Source organism: Enterovibrio sp. FF113 (assembly GCF_041439165.1).
Taxonomy (GTDB): Bacteria; Pseudomonadota; Gammaproteobacteria; order Enterobacterales; family Vibrionaceae; genus Enterovibrio; species Enterovibrio norvegicus_A.
In genome coordinates this window covers 85,220-106,769 of sequence record NZ_JBGONO010000014.1, presented here as the reverse complement: position 1 = coordinate 106,769, position 21,550 = coordinate 85,220, and the positions used below count along the sequence as shown (strand labels likewise).

The 21,550-nt window shown below is 46.8% G+C and carries 23 protein-coding genes and 1 pseudogene; 12 read left to right on the top strand and 12 right to left on the bottom strand.

The genetic code is table 11. The annotated features are described in order from the left end of the window. Positions 1-2: 2 nt before the first annotated feature. From ACED36_RS12955 to ACED36_RS12940, 4 genes and pseudogenes are all read right to left on the bottom strand, one after another. Complete coding sequence (locus ACED36_RS12955) at positions 3-1,337, bottom strand: molybdopterin-dependent oxidoreductase (RefSeq protein WP_017003178.1); 1,335 nt, start codon at positions 1,335-1,337, stop codon at positions 3-5. A gap of 254 nt (positions 1,338-1,591) precedes the next feature. Beyond that, positions 1,592-2,470: a sterol desaturase family protein gene (locus ACED36_RS12950; protein ID WP_017003179.1), complete on the bottom strand. Its 879-nt coding sequence runs from the start codon at positions 2,468-2,470 to the stop codon at positions 1,592-1,594. Between the two features lie 194 nt (positions 2,471-2,664). Beyond that, a pseudogene (locus ACED36_RS12945) lies at positions 2,665-2,874 on the bottom strand (VF530 family DNA-binding protein); the annotation flags it as partial. A gap of 127 nt (positions 2,875-3,001) precedes the next feature. Then, positions 3,002-3,331, bottom strand: coding sequence for a hypothetical protein (locus ACED36_RS12940; RefSeq protein WP_241819106.1), 330 nt, complete (start codon positions 3,329-3,331; stop codon positions 3,002-3,004). Between the two features lie 268 nt (positions 3,332-3,599). Between ACED36_RS12940 and ACED36_RS12935 the strand changes: the two genes are divergently transcribed. The 9 genes from ACED36_RS12935 (at position 3,600) to ACED36_RS12895 (ending at position 10,461) form a co-directional block, all read left to right on the top strand. Continuing rightward, a complete protein-coding gene (locus tag ACED36_RS12935) occupies positions 3,600-3,959 on the top strand; it encodes a response regulator transcription factor (RefSeq protein ID WP_016962437.1) in 360 nt (119 codons plus the stop codon). Positions 3,960-4,131: 172 nt separating this feature from the next. Then, complete coding sequence (locus ACED36_RS12930) at positions 4,132-4,920, top strand: DUF3450 domain-containing protein (protein ID WP_017003180.1); 789 nt, start codon at positions 4,132-4,134, stop codon at positions 4,918-4,920. Next, on the top strand, positions 4,917-6,281 hold the full coding sequence (locus tag ACED36_RS12925; RefSeq protein WP_017003181.1) for a MotA/TolQ/ExbB proton channel family protein: 1,365 nt from the start codon (positions 4,917-4,919) through the stop codon (positions 6,279-6,281). Before ACED36_RS12930 ends, ACED36_RS12925 begins: the two co-directional genes overlap by 4 nt. Next, positions 6,278-6,829 (top strand): MotA/TolQ/ExbB proton channel family protein, encoded by a 552-nt coding sequence (locus ACED36_RS12920; protein WP_016962434.1) that lies wholly within the window; start codon positions 6,278-6,280, stop codon positions 6,827-6,829. Before ACED36_RS12925 ends, ACED36_RS12920 begins: the two co-directional genes overlap by 4 nt. Then, positions 6,826-7,230 carry an ExbD/TolR family protein gene (locus ACED36_RS12915; RefSeq protein WP_371733382.1) on the top strand — a complete coding sequence of 135 codons (405 nt, stop codon included), beginning with the start codon at positions 6,826-6,828 and terminating at the stop codon, positions 7,228-7,230. Before ACED36_RS12920 ends, ACED36_RS12915 begins: the two co-directional genes overlap by 4 nt. After that, positions 7,230-7,910, top strand: a complete 681-nt coding sequence (locus ACED36_RS12910) for an energy transducer TonB (protein WP_371733381.1) — start codon at positions 7,230-7,232, stop codon at positions 7,908-7,910. The genes ACED36_RS12915 and ACED36_RS12910 overlap by 1 nt, the downstream gene beginning before the upstream one ends. After that, positions 7,907-9,121, top strand: coding sequence for a tetratricopeptide repeat protein (locus tag ACED36_RS12905; protein ID WP_371733380.1), 1,215 nt, complete (start codon positions 7,907-7,909; stop codon positions 9,119-9,121). Before ACED36_RS12910 ends, ACED36_RS12905 begins: the two co-directional genes overlap by 4 nt. 201 nt (positions 9,122-9,322) lie before the next feature. Next, positions 9,323-9,871: a hypothetical protein gene (locus ACED36_RS12900; RefSeq protein WP_016962430.1), complete on the top strand. Its 549-nt coding sequence runs from the start codon at positions 9,323-9,325 to the stop codon at positions 9,869-9,871. Between the two features lie 191 nt (positions 9,872-10,062). Further along, positions 10,063-10,461, top strand: coding sequence for a GFA family protein (locus tag ACED36_RS12895; protein WP_371733379.1), 399 nt, complete (start codon positions 10,063-10,065; stop codon positions 10,459-10,461). A 74-nt stretch (positions 10,462-10,535) separates the two neighbouring features. Here ACED36_RS12895 and ACED36_RS12890 read toward each other — a convergent pair whose 3' ends face one another. From ACED36_RS12890 to ACED36_RS12870, 5 genes are all read right to left on the bottom strand, one after another. Next, the gene (locus ACED36_RS12890) at positions 10,536-10,778 is read right to left on the bottom strand and encodes a hypothetical protein (RefSeq protein ID WP_371733378.1); all 243 of its coding nucleotides are present in this window, start codon (positions 10,776-10,778) and stop codon (positions 10,536-10,538) included. Between the two features lie 159 nt (positions 10,779-10,937). Next, positions 10,938-11,744: an AAC(3) family N-acetyltransferase gene (locus tag ACED36_RS12885; protein WP_016962427.1), complete on the bottom strand. Its 807-nt coding sequence runs from the start codon at positions 11,742-11,744 to the stop codon at positions 10,938-10,940. Beyond that, entirely contained in the window at positions 11,741-13,360 is a 1,620-nt protein-coding gene (locus ACED36_RS12880; protein WP_016962426.1) for a beta-N-acetylhexosaminidase, read from the bottom strand. Before ACED36_RS12880 ends, ACED36_RS12885 begins: the two co-directional genes overlap by 4 nt. A gap of 199 nt (positions 13,361-13,559) precedes the next feature. Then, entirely contained in the window at positions 13,560-14,555 is a 996-nt protein-coding gene (locus ACED36_RS12875) for an ROK family transcriptional regulator (protein ID WP_241819110.1), read from the bottom strand. Positions 14,556-14,954: 399 nt separating this feature from the next. Next, positions 14,955-15,704 carry a calcium-binding protein gene (locus ACED36_RS12870; protein WP_371733377.1) on the bottom strand — a complete coding sequence of 250 codons (750 nt, stop codon included), beginning with the start codon at positions 15,702-15,704 and terminating at the stop codon, positions 14,955-14,957. A 275-nt stretch (positions 15,705-15,979) separates the two neighbouring features. Here ACED36_RS12870 and ACED36_RS12865 point away from each other — a divergent pair, with 275 nt between their 5' ends. Continuing rightward, entirely contained in the window at positions 15,980-17,149 is a 1,170-nt protein-coding gene (locus ACED36_RS12865; protein ID WP_017003192.1) for an MFS transporter, read from the top strand. Positions 17,150-17,312: 163 nt separating this feature from the next. Next, complete coding sequence (gene grxB, locus ACED36_RS12860) at positions 17,313-17,963, top strand: glutaredoxin 2 (RefSeq protein ID WP_016962419.1); 651 nt, start codon at positions 17,313-17,315, stop codon at positions 17,961-17,963. A 168-nt stretch (positions 17,964-18,131) separates the two neighbouring features. Here the strand turns inward: grxB and ACED36_RS12855 are convergent, their stop codons facing one another. Next, a complete protein-coding gene (locus ACED36_RS12855) occupies positions 18,132-18,485 on the bottom strand; it encodes a DUF2750 domain-containing protein (protein WP_016962418.1) in 354 nt (117 codons plus the stop codon). A gap of 185 nt (positions 18,486-18,670) precedes the next feature. On the opposite strand from ACED36_RS12855, the gene ACED36_RS12850 reads away from it, so the two are divergent. Then, entirely contained in the window at positions 18,671-19,537 is an 867-nt protein-coding gene (locus ACED36_RS12850) for an NAD(P)-dependent oxidoreductase (protein ID WP_371733376.1), read from the top strand. Positions 19,538-19,675: 138 nt separating this feature from the next. Here the strand turns inward: ACED36_RS12850 and ACED36_RS12845 are convergent, their stop codons facing one another. Together ACED36_RS12845 and ACED36_RS12840 are read right to left on the bottom strand one after the other, a co-directional pair. Further along, positions 19,676-21,088, bottom strand: coding sequence for an aspartate kinase (locus tag ACED36_RS12845; RefSeq protein ID WP_016962416.1), 1,413 nt, complete (start codon positions 21,086-21,088; stop codon positions 19,676-19,678). A gap of 71 nt (positions 21,089-21,159) precedes the next feature. Further along, positions 21,160-21,546 carry an ectoine synthase gene (locus ACED36_RS12840; protein WP_016962415.1) on the bottom strand — a complete coding sequence of 129 codons (387 nt, stop codon included), beginning with the start codon at positions 21,544-21,546 and terminating at the stop codon, positions 21,160-21,162. Between the last annotated feature and the right edge of the window lie 4 nt (positions 21,547-21,550).

Here is a 21,550-nt window from a genome sequence, read left to right as displayed (position 1 = left end):
ACCTACCCTTTCACTACAAGTGCGATGCGGTGAAAGCTGTTGTTGAGGTAGCCTTTCGGGTTCCATGCAATCGCGAACGGTTGGCTAACGCCTTGGTCATCGGTGGCTTTTGCCCACACTTCGTAATAACCGGCTTGCGGGAAAGTGACTTTTGATTCAAAGGTTTGCCATGCGCCGTCATTCGCGGGATCGGAAAGATCGGCATCGATCCATGTTGCGCCGAAATCGTTCGACAGTTGAACCTTGGAGACTTTACGATCCCCAGACCACGTATGGCCGCGTACTAAGACTTCTTTACCTGCGACTTCACTGTTCGTTTGCGGCGAGGTGATCAGAGACTTCACAGGCATTCTTTCTATGATCACAAAATCGTCTTTATCGACTTTCTCTCCCGGTGCAACGGGGCGATTAGGCACGCGATAGGCTTTGCCTGTCATCTTCGGCCCATCATGCACTTGATCTCGCACCGTGATTTTGGTGAGCCATTTCTGTGAACACGAACCCGGCCAACCTGGCACAACCAAACGAAGCGGCGCACCGTTCATGTCGTGCAATGCTTCGCCATTTTGTGCAAAGGCAATCAGGTTTTCACCGCCCAAGGCTTTCTCTATCGGTACCCCACGAGAAATGGGCAGTTTGCCTTCCTTGCCCGAAAGGTGTTTATCGGCACTGTAGTGGGCGGTATACACCGCGCCTTCTTGTACGCCGGCTGCTTTCAATACGTCAGCCAAGCGAACGCCCGTCCAAGATGAACACGCAACAGCACCCAAGGTCCATTGGTTGCCTTTGGCTTTCGGTTCAAAATACGCGCGGCCATTACCACCACATTCCACGACCAATTGTTGCTCAACCACGTCGAAGTTCTTCTTGAGATCTTCGATGGTGAGTGTCATGGGTTTATCGACTAAACCATCAATGGTCAGTGTCCACGTGTCAGCATCGACAGCAATTGGTGGAATACCGTTGTTACGAATGAAATGTCGTGCTGTTGGCGTGACATCGTCATTAAGCAGGTGAGGGGGCGTTTCAGCGTTTAATGGTCTGTCGTTAAGCACGATCAGGCCATCTTTCCCTGCAATGGTGACATCATCGAGCCCTTCAGCAAATGCGGCGGGAACCATGCCTGCAGGCATATTGCGATGAAAAGGGATCGCGCCGCCAAGCACGGCAGCCATGGTGGCCAAGCCTGCGCCTTTTAGAAATCCACGTCTGTCAGAGTGGCTTTTTCGACCAAACACCTTTTCGTCTGCGGTTTCTGGGTGTTTGTCATAGAGGTCGTAAATGCCTTCCGTTTGTTGCGCGTCCGTGTCTGATGAATGTCCTTTCTTATCCGACATAGTGCCTCCTACTTAATGAGCCAACTGAGCTGTTTGAATAGTTATATTAAAAATGTAAGCGGTTACATTTTTAATAATAAAGTATAGGCACAGCTTTGATTGGGCTTTAGTGCGACTTGTAGGGCTTTCTTAGTAGCGGGACATGGATGCGCAGTAATGCGTTGAAAATTGCGATGTGTGCTGGCTTTTTCGCAAAAGATTTCTAGTCACTTTTTCCAACAACTTAGGCTGACATGTGGTGAGTCAGCTTAATTTTAGTTTGTCGAACTTTTGGGAGGCTTATTTCGAATGGTGCTATCACTGATCTTGGGAGCGCCAAACAAATAGGTTAGACGAACACTTATGGGCGTCTTGGCAGGCGAAAAGGCCAGCGTGACGAGTGTTTTCCATTGGTGAAAGGTCACCACAAAGGGATTCCAACTGTTTATGGCATGTGGAATACCGTAATGAATGTGGATGTCGCTTCTTTCTTCAACAAAAGTACCAAACAGTTTGTCCCATATGATCAAGACGCCTGCAAAATTTTTGTCGATGTATTCTGGGTTTCGAGCGTGATGCACGCGGTGATGAGAGGGCGTATTGAAAATGTGTTCAATCCAACCCAATTTTTCCACTGTGCAGGTATGAACAAAGAATTGGAAGCCAAGGTTAAGTGCAACCACCACCACAACGAAAGTCGGTGGGTAACCAAGTAACATGAGCGGGGTCCAGAACAACCACATGCCTGAAATGGGGTAGGTCAGGCTTTGGCGAAACGCCGTCGTGAAGTTCATCTTCTCGGAGCTATGATGGGCAACGTGTGAGGCCCATAGCCAATGCACGTTATGCGATGTTCGATGAAACCAATAATAAAAGAAATCTTGAAGAATAAATGCGGAAAATACCGCCAATGGCGTCATGGTGATATCGAACAGGCGAAACTGATACAGCCATAAGAAGAAAGGCATGAGTAGAACGGTGGCGATAATATCTGCGCCTTGATGAAGACCGGCAAGGCTAAAGTTACACACTAGCTCTTTCAACGAATAGTCGTTGGTGCCTTGCCTGCGCAGCAGTCGGTATTCAAGCACCATGCAGATTAAAAACAGCGGTGCAAGAAAAACCAGTGTTAGTGATTCCCAGCCTGATTCCATGTCATTTCCATATGTGATCTTGGCTTATTCAATCTACACCCTAGCAAATTCTCACTGAACAAACATCTTGAGGTTGCTTGGGTATAACCACGAGCACAATGGTGACGACTTCATCTAACCGATTGAAAATATGATTACTTTTCTAGTTTGTTTAATGCCGCTGCCCACGGATCTGCGGTCTCATCCTGAGTACAGAAAGTGTCAATATATAGCGCTTCAGTTTTTTCTCGTGCCCAAGGCGTTTTACGAAGAAACTTGAGGCTAGACTTCACGGAAGGATCGCTTCTAAAGCAGTTAATGGCGATCTGTTGACCTAAATATGGCCAGCCATAATGGTCAACTAACGCATTGACGATTTGCTCAAGTTTAAGCCCATGAAGTGGGTTATTTGGTTGGACGTTCATGTTAAAGCCCGTGGATGAGTGAATTCGGCTGCGACTTTGCCACAATGTGCGCTGCGCTTCAATCTATCGAGCAAAAAGAAAGGGAGCCTAGGCTCCCGCTCGAATGCTTGCAATGTCCAATGCGCGGTTAACGGCGCATTGACAGGCGTTGTTCCGTGAACTGATTAAGACGTAAACGGGTTTTGATGTCTTCGCATGCGCGTTGAACACTAAAGGTTTCTTCCGCTGACAGATGAAGTGACAAAGTGCCACTAAAACGGATATCTTCGCAAATGTCGGCTAACCCTACTAAATCAGACACTTTAGCGTCTTCTGGATCTTTCAATAGTTTCTCGTGTTGCTTTTGAATTTGAATCACATATATCTGACTTGAATAGGTCAGTGAGGTGAGCATCATTGCTAGCATCGTAAAAAACAAAGCGAGAGAGACAACAAGTAGAGGTTTATTCGTAGACATAAATTTTAATTGATACCATCAATGTAAATGGAAGCTCTTATTTTAGAAGGGGAAGTCTACTCTTCTGGACATTGTTTAGGCAAGAGTTTCAATGCGTTATATTGACGGTAATATGGGAGTGACATCTAATTTATTGGTTTTATTTTCACAGGATTACAAATTAGTTGCTGTACAGTCTTTCCTGTTTCGTCGTACAGGTTGCAAAAGTAGACCTTTCAGGATAGACATGAGAGTATAATGAGAATTAATATCATTTGAGGGTGTAGGCATGCCGGAGTTACTTCTTATTGAAAGCAGGTTATCCCTATGCGGTTGGGTGAAAACGACATTTAGTCAACACGGTTGCAAAGTGACACGTGTTCTTCATGTCAAACAAGCAGAGCGCGCACTCCAGCAATACAATTTCGATTTGGTGCTGATTGCTTCTGAAGGCGTACTGCCTTGTATGACAGATGTTAGACGTTTAAGAGAAAGCACGGCGTTACCTTTGCTTGTTCTGATGCCAAATGCGACTAAGGCGAATCAAACTGACCTTTTCCGTGCTGGAGTGGATCAATTAATCTGCGACAATATAGCGAGAGAAGCACTTTGGCCTCAGGTCGAAAATTTGTTAAATCGAAAGTGCTAATGAGCCATGAACGCAATCTTGCTACATGGATGAAGCTATTGCGTCAGTAGAGATGCATTTTACAGAAATAACCGATTGTTTTAAAAAGTATATTTACAGGTATGATCAGGCTGATTGGCATGATTGTTTTACAGTGTAAATATTGACCAAGTATCCAGAGACACACTATTTCATGAAACTCTTCAAACGCATCTTTGTTATCACCTTAGTTAGCACACCTCTCTTAGTGGGTGCGACTGAATTGGATAGGGCCGCTTCCATTGAGGCTGACACACTCCGCGCTGCAACCGTCTCCCAAAAACGCATTGATGCGAGTGACGAAAATACTCAACAGATGAAAGCTGAGATTGAACGCCTTCAACAGGAAATTGAAAACCTGAAGGTTTATCGTCACCACCTCCAAAACTTGGTTATTGATCAAGACCAAGAGAAAGATCGCCTTCATCAACAATTGGAAGACATCAAACAAACACGACAAGGCATTGTGCCTTTGATGTATCTCATGATCGATGCGCTGGATAGCTGGGTAGAATCCGATCTACCGATCAAGCACGACCGCCGTCAGCAGCGTGTTGCTGGGCTCTTAAGCATGATGTCTCTGGCGGACGTCAGTGATGCAGAGAAGTTTCGCCGCATCCTCGAAGCTTATCAAATAGAGCTAGACTATGGCGCTAAGCTGGGCGTATATCAGGAAAAAATGACGTTGGATGGGGTTATACGAGATGTCGATGTTCTCCATCTTGGTCGCCTTTCTCTTGTCGCTAAAAGTCTAGATGGCAGTGCATTTTGGTATTTCGACCGTCCTCACTCTGCGTGGGTGCCAGTGTCGGCTGAAGGTCGCGACATTGATAGGGATAAATTGCATTTGGCCTACCAAGTTGCCAACAAAAATGCTGCGCCAACACTATTGAGTTTGCCGCTATCTTTGACTGAGCCTTCTCAACCGGCGGCGCAAAAATGAAGATGAAAAATCTGCTCCCAAACTTGCTACTGGCACTGCTAATGAGTGGTGTTTCTTTGCCCGTGCTGAGTGATTTGGTGGATAAATCTCAAGCTGCACACATTGAAGGCAAGGCACATAACAGGGAGCGTGAGTCAGCATTTCAAGAGCAAGAGGCTGCGCTGAAAAACCAGCTAACCGCACTTCAAACACAACAAGAGACGCTTGAACGCGAGACTGAAACACTGAGTGATAACTTCACCACCAACGAAAAGACATTGTCTGATCTTGAACAAACCCTGCATCTGGAAACAGGCAGTTTAGGGGAAGTCTTTGGTGTGGTGAGGCAAGTTGGCAGAGAGCTTCAACAAGGGCGTGTAGATTCGCCAGTGTCGGCGTCTCAGTCCGATCTAGCTCGTGAATATAATCGTACACTTGATGACATCGCTGACGCGAAAGTGTTGCCTTCTCTATCTAAACTTAACGCCTTGTTTGTCGGCATGTCGAACGATCTCGTGGCCAGTGGTGAAATAGCGCCAGTGCAGGTCAATGTGCGTGATGTGAGTGGAGCGATCCATGAAAAATCAGTGCAGCGCTTGGGAAATATCGGCTTGGTGGGTCAAGACGGTTACCTCGAATGGGATGGCGTACGCCAACAAGCGAACCTGCTGCCGTATCAACCCAACGGGGGCTTGACGAATGCGACTTTGCGTCAAACCAAGGCGGGAGAATTTGTCACCATTGATCCTACTCGCGGCGAGGTGCTTAACCAATTGTCAAACATGCCGACATTGTCGCAACGATTTCAGCAAGCTGGTGTTGTCGGTAAGATCATCGCTGGTTTATTGACGGTGGGCTTGGGTATTGCCCTAGTGCGAGGGGTCGTGCTGTTAAGAACGCGCTTAATGATTCGTGCGCAAATTAAACACCCTGAAACAGCGGGTAATAATCCCTTAGGGCGAGTATTGACGGTTTATCACTCAGAACCTAACCGAAGTTTGGATTCTCTTGAGCTGAGATTGATGGAAACCATTATGGATGAGCAGCAAGGCTTTGAAAAAGGTTTGTCGATGCTCAAACTGTTGGCAGCAATAGCACCGATGCTTGGGTTGTTGGGCACGGTGACGGGTATGATAGAAACCTTTCAGGTCATCACCCAATTTGGCAACAGTGATCCCACGGTCATGGCTGGAGGTATCTCAATGGCGTTGGTTACCACTGTGATGGGTTTAGTCGCGGCCATGCCCTTACTCTTAGCACACAATATGTTGACGACGCAGGCTGAAATGCTGAGGGGAACGCTGGAAAAAATTGGTGTGAGCTTGGTTGCGCAGCAGTCTGAAGTGTCCATCCCCACGAGTGTTGTCGAGTTGCGAGCATGACAGAGATAACCGTTTATCAGGCAAACCTTGCTGAACAGTGGTGGCAGTCACTGTTAGGCTTTATGACGCAAGGTGGTCCAATTCTATGGGGGTTAGCGATTGTCGCAGGGGTGTGTTGGTTGTTGGTGGCAGAGCGGATACTCTTTTTAGCGCTGATCTTCCCCAATACTCACCAATCCTTGGTGTCACGCTGGCAGACTCGCGATAACCCTGCGTCATGGGCATCTCGAGTGATTCGTGACGGCTGGCTTTTTGACGCGCATGTTCTGTTGTTTCGTCATCTCAATCTGATTAAAGGGCTGGTGGTGATTTGCCCTATGCTCGGATTACTTGGCACTGTCACAGGCATGATTACGGTATTTGATGTTATTGCTATGGATGGGACCAGCGAGCCACGTTCGATGGCTGCTGGTATTTCGATGGCAACGCTTCCCACTTTGGCTGGGATGGTGATCGCACTCACGGGAATGTTTGCACATGCGCGACTTTTCAAAGCATGCGAGCGCCGTGAAGCCTCTTTGTCCAAAGCGTTAAGGAGTCAGCAGTGAGATTCCAACGACAACAAAAACCCAGAGATGATGCCCAGATTGATTTGACCTCCATGCTGGATATTGTATTCATCATGCTGATCTTTTTTATCGTCACTAGTTCATTCGTTCGAGAGTCCGGCGTTGATGTTAACCGCCCTGCAGCTAGCCATGCTTCAGTACAAAAAGGCGTTGGGATAATCGTTGCGATTACCGCTAGCAATGATATCTATATCGATAAGCAACGAGTGGATGAAGAACGTCTTGAAGCGACGCTAATAAGGCTCATGGTTGAACAGCCAGGCGCTTCATTGGTCATCCAAGCAGACAAGCTCGCATACAACGGCACGGTAGTGACGGTTATCGATGCCGCTAAAGGAGCGGGTATTGATAACATTGCATTGGCAGCGGAGCAAGGTTAATGCTGCGTTGGATATTGGCAGTCCCCGTTGCTGGGTTTTGTGTGCTTGCACTGTTTGCACTGATGGCTGCGATGGTTGAGCCTTCACGCCCAAGCGATAGGCGTGCAAGCAACTCACTGGCTTTCGATCTTGTGATGGTTGAACCCGAATCTGAGTTAACACGCCGAGAGCGTTTGTTGCCTCCGAAACCCGAGCCGCCTCCACAATCTGCAACACCGTTAACGCCTGTTTTGAATCCGCAAGTTACCAGTACCGCGAATACGACCGCGCAACCCAGCATCAGTGAATTACTGCCAGATATTGCGATGGATATTAGCGTCACGGGTTTTGAAACATCGTTGCCTGTTGTGTCGAAGCTCGCTGCGACGCCTGCGAGTGCTTTGCCATCTATGGAGGTGGGAACGGCACAGGCAGCAACGCCGACTTTACGCGTGGAAGCAAGATATCCTGCCAAAGCATTAAAACGCGGTATTGAAGGATATGTGGTGATTAGCTTTACGATAAATGAAAAAGGACGCCCGACAGATTTGAAAGTGGTGGATTCAAAACCAAAACGCATGTTTGATCGCGAAGCACTACGCGCGCTGAAAAAGTGGAAATACGCCCCTCAACGCATTGACGGTCAAGTCATTGCGCAGCAGGGTCAAACCGTTAAGTTTGATTTTACGGTCGCCAAATGAGAACGCTTCGTTTGATTTTGACATCTATTTTTACTGTTTGTTTTATGTTGCAGCCTGTTGGTGCAGCAACGCTTTCGGCGAGTACTGCCAATAAGGTACAACGCGCGATAAACTTGCAACAGCAAGAAAAATGGAAAGAGGCAACCACAGTACTGGAAAGTACATCCACGGCTAGCACGTATGACGTTGCTTTTGTGCAACGCATGTTAGGCGGCTTGTATTGGCAATTAGGTGTACCCAACAAAGCGATAAGGTCATTAGAAGCTGCAGTAGACAGCAACAAGCTTGAACCTGATGCACAGCGCTCAGCGCAACGTATGCTCGCTGATATCTTGCTTTCGCAATCGCGCTACGCCGAAGCCCTTAGGCGTTATTATTCACTGACCAGTGACAAGCTTCCACTTACCGCCGGTCATGCGCCAACCGAAAAAGAATTGGCTGATATTTGGCTACGTATTGCGCAGGCTCACTATCAAAATCAGCAAGCAAAACAAGCGCTGTCCGCGATTAATCGTCACCTTTCACTGGTGGCGGCCAAGGTGTCTTCTTTGTCTCTAAAATTGGGCGCTCAGATCACGCTGAAGCAATGGAAGGGGACGATTGCCTCGCTTAAACAGCTTATCGCAATTGATCCTGAGAATAAGGCTTGGTGGCTTCAGTTAACGGCGAGTTATCAGCATCTCAATAAGCCAACTGACATGTTGAAAACCCTTGTTTTGGCGGTGCGTAAAGGAATCGCACTGTCACCTTCAGAGAAAAGGATGATGGCACAACTTTATGGTCAACAGGGTGTTCCTGAAAAAGCTGCCGCTTTGATGCTCGAGTTGAATACGAAAAATGCTAAAGCCTCATCTTTGGCGATGGAAGCCAGTTACTGGCAGTTGGCGAAAGAGTGGGATAATGCGATTGCGGCTTGGCAGCGAGCAGCGGAGCAAGACAATCAGTATCGTTGGTCGCTGGCACAGTCACAACTTCAACGTGGTTTGTATCAAGAGGCGTTAACCAGTCTGGATTTGATCACGGAAACAAACCAACAAGCGCAAGCTGAACTTGGTCAGGCAATCGCTTATGACAAACTCGATAATCTAGATAAAGCCCTTGAGCATGCGAAGCGAGCCAATGAAATCGAGCCGACAACGCAAACTGAAAGCTGGATTCAATACCTTAGCCACAAACGGGATGCCGCTTCTGCTGTCTCTGACATTCGATGAAAGAAGTAAAATAATATATATCTGCATTAGATGTTGATAATCGCGTCATTCTCGCCTTATTATCGCTCCAGACCTTATTTTCCCCCTTACTTGTGCGGGCGTAATGGTTAAATATTCGGCAAGTTGGCTACGTCCTTTCTGTCGGTTAAGAAAAACGCAAATTTGAGCTTTTCATGCTCCTCTGTAAGAGATATACCCTGAATGACGTTAGACTTTTTCACAGAAATCCTTGGATGGACATCCGTTGCTTTCTACATCGGTATTACTATTTTCAATACCATGAAATTTACGCGATTTGCCGCGTTTGGCTCTGCAGCGAACGATACGTTGTGGGCGTTTTTGATGGGATGGTGGCCGAAAGTCATTCTTAACCTGTCAGTGGCATCACTGAATACTTACCGCTACGCAAAAGACTTCACCAATGCGTCAAAGGCCGTGATCCTTGGCCTGGGCGGAGTGATGGCGGCAGGTATTATGTACATCGTTTACGTGGCAGTTTCAGCGTTTATTGCAGAGCCTACGTTATCCGTTGCCTTGCAGTTTGCGGATTTGGGTGTGATTTTGCTGGCACTGTATATGACCACCTTGACCAACTACCGCAAGCTTATGCTGCTCTCGGGTTTTGTTGGTATGGCCGCATACTACGGCAACACACAAATGATGATCATCAAAGTGCTGGTGATTGGCATTATGAGTTACAAGCTTTTGTTTGATAAATCACAGAAGACGGAAGCTGCTGAAGTGGCTTAGGCCCGTTAGATGTCCTCGATCTTCGCATACTGCTAAAGGCACCTTATAAAGGTGCCTTTTTTGTATCTATCTGTTTAAACGCGATTTTTGACGTTGCCTCTGCCGTATACTTTTTGAGCATAACAGGGTTTAATCGATGTAGAGCGAGACTAAAGATCATGTGATCATTAAGTATAAGAAAGGAGAACAAGATGAAAGGAAGTTGTCTTTGTGGTGCTGTTCAATATGAGGTGGAAGCATTAAGTTCACCGATCATGCATTGTTCGTGTAACACATGCCGTAAAGCGCATGCAGCGGCTTTCAATACGTGTGCGGCGGTGAAGCCAGAGGATTTTCGCTGGTTAAAGGGGGAGGAAAAATTGTCTCAGTTTGAGTCTTCACCGGGTAAGTTGAGAAAATTTTGCTCAGTGTGCGGCAGCCAACTTATCTCTACCAAAGAAGGGATGCCATTTCATGTACTGCGTGTAGCTTGTTTAGATGATGATCCCCAGCAAACGCCCGCACTTCGTATCTGGAAATCGCACGAAGTCAGCTGGATGAATTATGAGCATGATATGCCACAGTATGAAGAATGGCAGCCTGGTCGATAAAGACGATCTATCTGGTGCAGCGTATTAACGAAAAAAGCACCGAGAGGTGCTTTTTGTGAATAAACATGGGGGAATCAATAGTTAATAAATCCATCATCAATGCAGACCAGTACACATTTTTCTGCGGCAATCTCTGCGTCTTCTTTGCTTTTGAAAATTGACACAGATTTATCTGAATTCATCAATTCATACGCTTTTTGCTCTACGTCGGTGTCATTGGATTTGGTTGTAAACGAGAATGATGCTGAATAACCGCCCAGATCTTCTTGCTTGCTTACTTTTACTAGGTAATTGATATTATTATGAGTTCCCTTCATTTCTTTCATTCCTTTACTCTTTAATGTTACATGTGTGTTAAAAAGTAGGCATTAAAATGGAGTTGGTCAAAAATATAACCGAATTAATGACGGTAAATGCGGTGCAGTCGTGATGGTGATGGCATTCATGAGTGACAGTGTCACTTTTCGATGTGGTATTCAATTGTTAATGATCAATCCACCGCTGACCATATCTTGGCAACGCGGGCAATCAATGTCGCATTGGGTAATAGATGGGTTTTCAATGATGGCACGCGTGCAGTTTTCCAATAGCGATTCAAGCGAGTAGCTTGTCCAGTCACTTAATCCCACTTTGATTTTTGTCGCCGCAGGTTGCAAAGCATCCTGGAGCTGATTAAACCCATTCGAGCAACTACCGATGCAAACCTCAACTTCTCCCCTTGAGGCGGTGAGTGCCCATCTGCGGAATAAGCGGCGTCCAGCCTGTTGTTCTGCGCAATGAATAGGGGTAAGACTTTTTGGTGTGACGCCTATTGATAACACGATAGCGTCTTTGACCTCCGAACCTTGATAGTGACCATAGACATCAGCATCAGTTTGTTGTGCCAATATTGCACCTGCTTTAGGGCCCACACCGGCAAAGCTGTTGATCGGATGATCGGTTCTTAACCGTTTAGGGTGGTTGACAACCGCAGCGGCAAACGCGCCCATAGAGGGTTCGATGTGATTTGAGCTGACATCAAAGGGCTCGGTGTGTTCGAAATGCCATTGACCGCGATGCCCATTTTGTTGGTAATCCACTCCTTTAGGTGGGAGACAAAGTGTATCGTAGTTAAATGCCGGTACGATAACGGTGCACCCTGCGTCAAGAAAGGTATTGACTAGCGCTATCGCTCCGCCATCAAGTTTGCCCAGTGAGCGTATAGAAGCATGAACAAAAAGGACTTTATTATTCAGCGAAAGTGTTTGAATCGCCGATTTGACCTCGAAAAATGTGTTCGTCATAAGACAGCCTCTTGTGCGTCGATCTGAACGGGGATGTCTTCGAGCAAGGTCAATAAATACTCCAATCGTTCGCTACTTTGCGTTAAACCGCCTGGTCGATAGTATTCCGCCCAAAGCTTTCGATAAGTGTTCAAAAGCTGTTGTACATCATGACGAAGGGTATCTTTTCGTGAAGATGAAAAACGCTCTACCTGACGGTGGCCTTCTTCGGCATATCCTTGCACGATGCGACAAGCAATATCGAGCGCATCGATCGTCCACAGTAAATCTGGCATCATTTCACTGGCATCAAGGAGCGCCAGTTTTTGCTTCCACATAGTCAATTCTTTGCGCGCAATATCCAGAGTGTGGGATGGTACGCCAGTGGCATGTTTGATGTGCCGACGTGATTTTTGATCAAACAGGACGGGGCCAAAAAATGCACAGTTAGGGGTTTTGACTCCTGTTGAGAGGTAGATATCTTGTAGTGCAATAAGCGCTTCTGCCTCGGTATGAGTGGCATCAGGGTAGAACCCTTTCACTGCGTCGATGACATTACTGTCGAGTTGCTGCTCTTGTCCCCACGCCATGGCGGCACCAAACGCATAAGCCGGGATAGGCATAGCGTACTGCTGCCCATGTCCCATGTCACCCCACTCGGTCACCATGTACCCTTCAGCGCCAAAGCGCTTGGCGGATTTAGCCGCTCTACGCATATGCGAAACGGCCGCATGCCAACGGCCTGAAACAGAGGCAAAACAATTTGTCGATACCACGACATGAAACGGATATCCAAACAAGGAAAGCTGTTTGTGCTCAGCATCAAAGGGGTGATCGGGTTCGTACCCCCAATTTAATAAGATGAGATCGTCGGGGAGTTGGTCAATCAGGTTGGGGTAGCGAAACAGCATGTCGCTAAACATTTGGCACTGTTTCCCTTTTGATTTGGCAAGAGAGATCACTTTATTTAGGTAAGTGAGATAGACCTTTCCTTTACCGAAAATCTCGCAGGCAGATTTGCTTGCCCCAGCGCCGAGGTCCATGGTTTCATCAAAATTAATGTTAATGGTGTCACTCGAAAAATTCGGCAATAGCTCTTGGAGTAACTCGTCAATAAACGTTTCTGTTTGTGGGCTGATTGGATTCAGTCCAAAAGCACCAGGGCGAAAGTCTCCCCTTTGATCGAGAAAGCCCGACGTCTGCTCGGCAAGATGTTGATAATCGGCATGATTAAGCCACTTTTCCATATGGCCAAAGCAAGCTTGGTTGGCGACCAACTCGATACCCAGTTGACGACAATACGCATCGATTTCTTTGATTTCTTGCGCTGTTATTGGCGAATAATTGGCCCATACTTTCTCATGATTGCGGTAAGCGAAGGTATGTTCGGTATAAAGCTGCAATTGGTTGAATCGCAGTGAAGAGAAATAATCGATCAATCGTTTGAGTGATGCCATGGTCGGCACACGATCACGGCTAATATCCAGCAAAACAGACCGTGTTGGAAAGTCTGGCCAATCTTCGATGACGATGTCCTCTCGAATCACAGCATTCTTTTGAATCAACTGATTAATGGCGAGATGTGCGTAGCGAATACCATGAAGGTCGGCATAGTCAACGACGAGGCATCCCCCCATAAACCGAATGCGAAAACCTTGCTTTGCTAGAGCGGGATCGTGGCGATAGTTGAGGGTAGCGATTAATACTTTAGCCCCAAAGCGTATCGGACAAGAAGATACTAACGCAGAGACATTGACATGTTTTGTCGAATATCCTGCTAAGTAGCGCTTTGGTGCGGGGAATATCATTGTCATCAGACGTCCTTGTCATTCGCCATTAAATGGAAAGATTTCCGTTTTCAGACAGGCCGAGACTTTCAGCAAGCTTGAGTTCGGGTGTGAGCAATTTTTGCCAAGCCATACAGGCTGCACCCATCGCAGCGGCTTGTGGACCTAACAATGAAAACTCGATGTTGGGTTTGACGATTAATGACCCCGCCAGATTGTCACTGTGCTTTCGCAGTGAAGCCGCGAGTTCAGAACCGAAAGACATGCCATTACCACCGATGACGATCCGGCGAATACTCATTAAACTACAAACGTTTACGGCAAGTGATGAGAATTCTTCGATGATGACGCTAGGCGTCGGTTCAGCGCCTTGCATCAGCGCCTGGCTGTTAAATTGCCCCGCCATAAATTGCTCGCCATAAAACAGTTGGCGATTGAGCACCACGCCTACGCCAATCCCTAGTCGGTGATAAAGCTCTCTCGCATGGTGCGTTGAAAGCAGCACATAGAGGAAGTGATCAAAGGGCAGGCTTCGTTGCTGCATGAGCTCACCCCAAGCGCCGCAGTTTGCATCGTTGTCGATGAAAACTGGATAGGGGAAATATCGCTTAAATCGAGAGGTAAAGTTGATGGTCGACCTAGCGTTTAGGGAATGAGAAACGTGTAGTTGACCCTTGTCTGGATCAATCAGCCCCGGCATACCAATACCAATTGCCAAAATACGGGGGAACAATGATTGAATGGTTTCAATGCAAGGTAGCAAAGCATCAGCAACGGCTTTATCTATGAGGGCTTGGGTATCGATGGCGATCATGTCGTGATAGATCACCTGCCCGAGCAAGTTGATGACGGAAACTTTGATGGCATCAGAATTGACATCGACACCAATTATTACGCCAAACTCAGCGTTGAATAACAATGAGACTTTGGGGCGGCCCCCCTTTCCGGACACAGCCTGAGGCTGCTCGACGATCATGCCGATATCAATGAGATGGTTAACAGTCTTTGTTACGGTAGACTTATCTAGCCCTAATTTCATGGCCATATCAATCCGAGACACGCCAGGTGACTGCCACAAAGAATTGATGATTCCAGCAGTGTTGGTTGTGCGGCTGAGTTTTATTGACAAAACATTAGTTTCCAAAAACAACTTAACTATGAGCATGGTATTGATGGTGTTAAAAAAAACAACACGCTAGCGGTATTTCACAGCGCAGTTCACGAGTTATGCCTTATAGATTGAAGTGCATCGAAATTATGATGAAAGAGAAAGGGGGTTACTGTGATCGTATGGACAATATCCCCGAGCCGTTATGCATTGAGTTATTGAGGTGGCTCGAGTATATAGGTTGCTATTGGCAACTATTCTTAAAGATAGGGCGGCAATGCCCAACCAAAACCTCAGTTCGGTGCACCGGTAAGGTTTTAACGGTGAAACTAAACGTTAGAAAAGAATCGGGTTTATAGGCTCTAAATCATCATTGCGAAACAGGTCGCTCGTGGTGACATTGGTGCTATCAATACTATGCAAGACAATGGTTACCTTGTCCTGAAAGTTTATCAGCATGTTTGCGCCTTGTTGCGTCACGATAAATGAAGTGTCTTGATTGGTGAGGTATTCATTGCCATAAAAGTGGAACGCGAGCTTATCAACGCCGACTTCAAAATCAGTAATACGCACTACGGTATTGCTTGGGTCGACATCATCGCTTTCCTCAAACTCAAAGAAATTAAATGAATCTGCTCCTTGTCCGCCAATGCAGAAACTCACGCCAGACTCGGCTGCGCCGAGATCTCTAAATGAGAAAAAGTCATCGCCTTTTCCGCCATACATCGTGCAGTTTTGCGAGCTTTCAGAAGAGAGAGTATCGTCGCCGATACCGCCTTGCATCACATCGCGATAGTTGCCGCGATCTTGGTCTGGGTCGATTTTACTCAGAATATAATCGTCACCCGTACCGCCGCGCAACGAGTTACTGCCGAAACTTGCAAAGAGAAAATCGTTACCTGCACCACCGACCAATATGTCATCACCGCGACCCGCATACATAGTGTCATGACCGCTGAACCCAACAATGGTGAGATCATCGTTGTCGCGTTGCAAATCAAAGTAGTCATCTTGCGTTGAGCCATAGAGAAAATCGACGTCTGATTCCCCAAGTATTTCTATTGCCTGATTTGAAACCACGGACATAGCTAACACCTTCCTTGAGTATAAATAGTGATACGAGCTGGCTTGTTAACATTTAAAGGTTTGCACACTCTGTTGATTCTGTGTGGCTTAATATCGAGACAGGAATATTAGAATGCCTTACACAGGCTTAAGATGTGATCCAGCATGTAAACTGGCGGCTGTTTGTTCGAAGGTTTGAAATGTTGATGAATTGAAAACCCTTTCAAAGGTTGCTGTCACTACCTCGCTGCGGGATACTCGGATGATTGCTTTCCTTTGCTCTGGATATTCACGGAATGAATAGAAATGTTTGGTTGTTGGCGCTTTGCCAAGCCCTTCTTATGAGTGGAAATATCGTGCTCATTTCGGTTAATGGCCTGATAGGTCAACAACTCTCCCCGAGTGACAGTTGGGTCACCTTGCCTGTTTCTACTCAGTTTGTTGGTTTGATGCTAGCCACTATCCCTGCCTCTCTCATTATGGCGAAAGTCGGTCGAAAAAATGGGTTCATGCTTGGCAATATTATTGGCATTTTTGGCGCGTTATTGTGTGTTTATGCCTTGAGTGAAGCGGCTTTCTGGCTATTTTGCTTCAGTACTTTGCTGCTGGGCGTCGGGATTGGATTTGGCACCTTGTATCGCTTTGCTGCGTTGGAAGTGAGCGCCCCTGAAAGCCGCGATAAGGCCATTTCATTATCCATGGTCGGAGGCGTGCTGGCGGCAGTGCTTGGCCCAAACCTCGCAATTGCCAGTCAGCACTGGCTACCCGGTACGCATTTTAGCGGTGCTTTCGTTGGCATCACTGTGCTTTATATTATCTCTCTCATTGTTCTGCAATTTATCGGCTTACCGCCAGCTCCGGCGATTGATAAAAACAACCCACCACGCTCGGTGTTTCGCATTATTCGCGCTCCAGGATATTTGGTTGCAGTGTTCGCAGCCGTTGTCGCGTATGCGGTGATGAATTTGTTGATGACAGTCACGCCCATTGCTATGCACAAGCACGGATTTGAGTTCGAGCAGGCGGCGCTGGTGATTGAGTGGCACGTATTAGGGATGTTTGCTCCGTCATTTTTCACCGGGTCGATTATTGGTAAAATCGGGACTCGCATGACCATCATGCTGGGGAGCTTGTTCTTTATCGCCTGTATTTTAGTGAACATGAATGGGGTGTCGGAGTGGCATTTCCGTGTGGCTTTGGTCCTGCTTGGAGTAGGGTGGAATTTCATGTTTATTGGTGCGACCAGTAAACTCACCCAGACATATTTGCCTCAGGATAAATCGCGCGCACAGGCATTCAATGAGTTTGCGGTGTTTGGTAGTGTCACTATTACAGCATTGTTGGCGGGGAATCTCGAAGTCACCTTAGGGTGGCAAACGCTTAACTTAGCCATGTTGCCTTTTGTCTGCATTGTGCCTCTGGTTTATCTTTTGTTTACGCGAACACCCAAAAAAGCCGCGGTCTAGTTTTCGTCTTCTCCTGCTTTGGAATGTGGCATGGATTTTTGCCCTTTATGCAGATTGCGGAGGGCGTCATATCGCTTGTTGATAAAACTCATTACAATCGCGATTCCAATTCTGTGCCACAACAAAACGTGGGCACATGCCGTGTTTCAAAAAAGGATGTTGTATGAAACTGTTCGTGTTCGATCATTGCCCATTCTGTATCAAGGCTATGATGGTCGCCGGCTTGAAAAAGGTGGATGTGGAGCTTGTCTATCTTCAGAACCATGATGTTGAGGCACGTGTCGAGAAAGTGGGTGCTAACTTGGTACCGATTCTAGAAACGCCTGATGGTTCTTATATGGCTGAAAGTCTTGATATCGCGGCGTACTTTGACAACGTGGATGGGCAACCTATTGTGGCCGCTGGCCGTCAGAGTGATCGCATTTCATCGTGGATGGAAGTGGCTGGATATTTCGGTTCTCACCTGATTTATCCGCGTTGGATGATGATCGATTTACCGGAATTTCAAAGTGAAGAGGCGAATGCATGGTTTATCAAAAACAAATCCGCCATGATCGGAATGACGTTTGATGAAGCCTTTGCTAACAGTGAAGAATATCTTGCCAAATTGAACGTGGAACTGTTCAAGCTTGATTGGCTGGTGCCGCCTTCACAGCGTCATAATCAACTGACATATGACGACGTAAATCTCTTTCCGTTCCTACGCAATTATACCGTGATAAAAGGGCTGCGTTATCCGGGTCATGTTCGCCAGTATCTTGATGAAATGTCGGTACTGACTGGAATCGCGTTGTATGATTCGGTCGCGGTGTAATACATAGCGGCGAATGCTCTAATCTTTTCTAGTTTCTAGTTTCTAGTTTCTAGTTTCTAGTTTCTAGTTTCTAGTTTCTAAGTGAACGATTGTGTATCGACTGATATAAAAAAGGGGCTGGCGGATAACACCGCTAGCCCCTTTTTTGCATCTGTCAGAGTCGTTTGACTACAGGTATAGTTTCGCGAGTTCCGCAGGCTCAAGTTCTTTGCCTTCTAGCTCTGCATTCCAGTTGGTACCAACCAGTACGCCATCTTCGCTGAGCGTGACTAACCAATCTTCAACGAACACATCCAACGGGATTTCAACGACATCGAAATCAGCCCATTCTTCGACATTATGATGTTCTGCATCTTCTTTTGCAGACCAGAAAGGCATTACTTCGCTGTTTTCGAATTCAGAAGAGTCGCAAGCCAGCCAACCATCTTCTTCGTTTTTCAAGCCCCACACCACTTGGGTGCGTTGGGTTTCTTCAACGAAAAGCATCAGGTTCGCTTGGGTATCTGCAGTCAGTTTGCTCATTTTTAGCATCTCTTAAGATAAGTCCGCGTTAGGGTAGCACTTTATTGGTTAATGTGCGCGTATGCTTTCGATTAATAGCAACGAGGTTTCTGTCTATAACGCCAAGATCAAAAGGAACTTTTGCTTGTTTCCTATCTATCGTCACGTTACAACGTTCCTTTACTGTAGAGGCTAGGGAAGCGGAGATGACACACAAGAAGGTTTCATTCATTGGGTTGGGTGTGATGGGGTATCCCATGGCAGGGTATCTGGCCAAGGCAGGCCATGCGACTCGCGTATTTAATCGCACAACAGCACGCGCTGAGAAGTGGGCAGAAGCTTATCAAGGCTCGGTTGAGTTAACCCCTCGTGATGCGGCTGAAAACTGCGATATGGTGTTTGTGTGCGTGGGCAATGATGACGATGTTCGTAGCGTGGTATATGGCGAGACTGGCGTTCTTGCCAGTATGAAACCTGACAGCGTGCTGGTGGATCACACCACCACATCGGCTGAATTGGCAATGGAACTAGCGAGTGCGTGTCGCGAAAAGGGTGTTCACTTTATTGATGCGCCTGTATCAGGCGGACAAGCGGGCGCAGAAAACGGTGCATTGACGGTGATGTGTGGCGGAGATGCCGACGTATTCGCTGACGTAAAGACCGTGATTGATGCGTATTCTAAGCAAGCGGTATTGATGGGCGAAAACGGTCAAGGTCAGCGCTGTAAAATGGTTAATCAGATATGCATTGCCGGTATTTTGCAGGGATTGAGTGAAGGTATGACCTTAGCGCAAGCATCTGGCTTAGACGTTGAACAAATGGTGAATGTTCTCAAGCACGGGGCGGCGGGTTCATGGCAAATGGAAAACCGTGCAATAACAATGGCGCAGGATAAGTTTGACTTTGGCTTCGCCATTGATTGGATGCGGAAGGATTTAGGGATTTGTCTTGATGAAGCTAAATCCAAAGGCTTAGCACTGCCTCTTACCAAAGCCGTTGATGAAAAGTATGCCGAACTTCAAACCCAAGGCTTGGGGCGCATGGACACATCGGTATTGATTAAAGCGCGTTAATCTTCTTGCTTTAGGTTTTTAGCTGATATTTATCTTAAAAAAACAGGGCCAGCGATGCATGATCGCTGGCCCTGTTTTTTTAGTACTGTCTGACCGCTTACTTAATCCGATCGGGATTTCTTTAAGTTTGCCGAATCGCTACGCGACTTGCTTACGAGCTTGCTTGGAAAAAAACTCCTGATGCAGCGCGCGAATCGCGTTTTCATAGACATTATCTTTGACGACGAACTGCACGTTCACATTACGCATCGATGAGTGAACGGCGATGGGTGAAATGTCGTGACTCATCAAGGCCAATACACCTTTACTCAGCGTTGTGTTGGTATTGATTTCTGATCCGATTGCGGAGATCAGTGCCACCATATGGCCCGTGATGGTGGAATGAGGAAAACGCTTTTCTGCGCGATAAAGCATTTGATTGAGGCTTTTTGACGCGCCGCTCAAATAGTAAGTAATGGAGTTGGCGTTCATCTCTTTACCAACCAAATTCACACGCTCATCCGCGATGATTTCCATTAACTCGTAGCTTACATTATCGATCTTGCCCACCATCGCCTGATCAAAGATGTGGAGTGCAAACACCTTATTTTTTCCCGCGATGATTTCGATTTTTTGCGCTTCTGGTTGATACGCTTTCGAAATCAATGTGCCTTTATGTTCTGGCTCGAAGGTATTCTTAATTTGAAGCGGAATATTGTTCTGACGAAGGCCTGAGGCGGCATTTGGGTGAATGGCTTCCATCCCTAAATTGGCCAGTTGGTCGGCCACATCGAAATTGGATTGACCGATTGGCAGCACGTTTTCAGGGCCGACAATACGTGGGTCTGCGCTACTCAAATGGTACTCTTTGTGGATGATGGCAAGATCAGCCGATGTATTGCAGGCAATGCGACTAAAGGTGATTTCGCTGTAGCCACGATCATAGGTTTTCATTAGTCCTTCATCGCAATACGCATAGCCTGTCACAATGGGTAACTCGGTGCTGACATCGATGTCTTTAAACGCGCTAGAGATGACGGAATCAAGGTTACCTTGCAGTGTGTTATCCCAGCCTGACAAATCAACAAAACGTGCGTTGATATCAAGAGTTCTTAGCTTCAGGGCCGTGTTAAACGCACTGTGCGCTTCGCCGATTGAAGATAAAAACTCTCGGATTTGAGGAAGGTACTGACGCAGTGTGAACTGACCGTACTGGCAAGTCGCTAAAATGTTGGTGATGCAGTTTTGTGCCTCATCAACACGTGAACAAATGAAGTTGTCAGCGCGAGTGCGGCTCAATGGGTCGGCAAACATGTTGCCATTAATGAGCTGCAAACGCTGTTTGAGTGCATGGAAGGCTTCAATCCAACTGTCATCGCGCTTTGCGACAAGCTGATAAATACCAGGCTCTCCGGTGCGTTTACATTCCAATAGCGCATCGGTAATCCCGCCGTAAGCAGAAACGACAAAAACGCGATTATAGGGGGAAGCGGGGCGGAGGAAAATGTTGTCCAAAACGGCATCAAATGCCGACATAGATGTGCCACCGATCTTTTCTACGGTATAAGTCATGGATGAATCCTTTGCTTGCCAAGACGATAAATGAAAGGGAGCAAATTGCTCCCTAAAGCGGTGGGGGTAAATCAGTCGACTAGCGGGTAAACGCCATTTTCGTCGTGGACTTCATTGCCTGTGATGGGCGGGTTGAAGACACAGGCCATCACCATTTCTTTATTTGTGTAGGCACGCAGATAGTGTTCATCGTTCTTGTCGAGAATATAAAGCGTACCCGGCTTAATTGGATAGGTTTCACCGCCGACCACTTCGATCTCACCTTCGCCGGACATGCAGTACACTGACTCTAAGTGATTTTTGTAGTGGATGTGCGTTTCGGTGCCTTCGTAAATCGTCGTGATGTGGAAAGAAAATCCCATCTTGTCGTCTTTGAGCAGCATGCGAACGCTTTCCCACGTTTCTGATACCACGCGACGCTCGCTGTTTTGGCACTCTTCAAGAGTTCTTACAATCATCTTT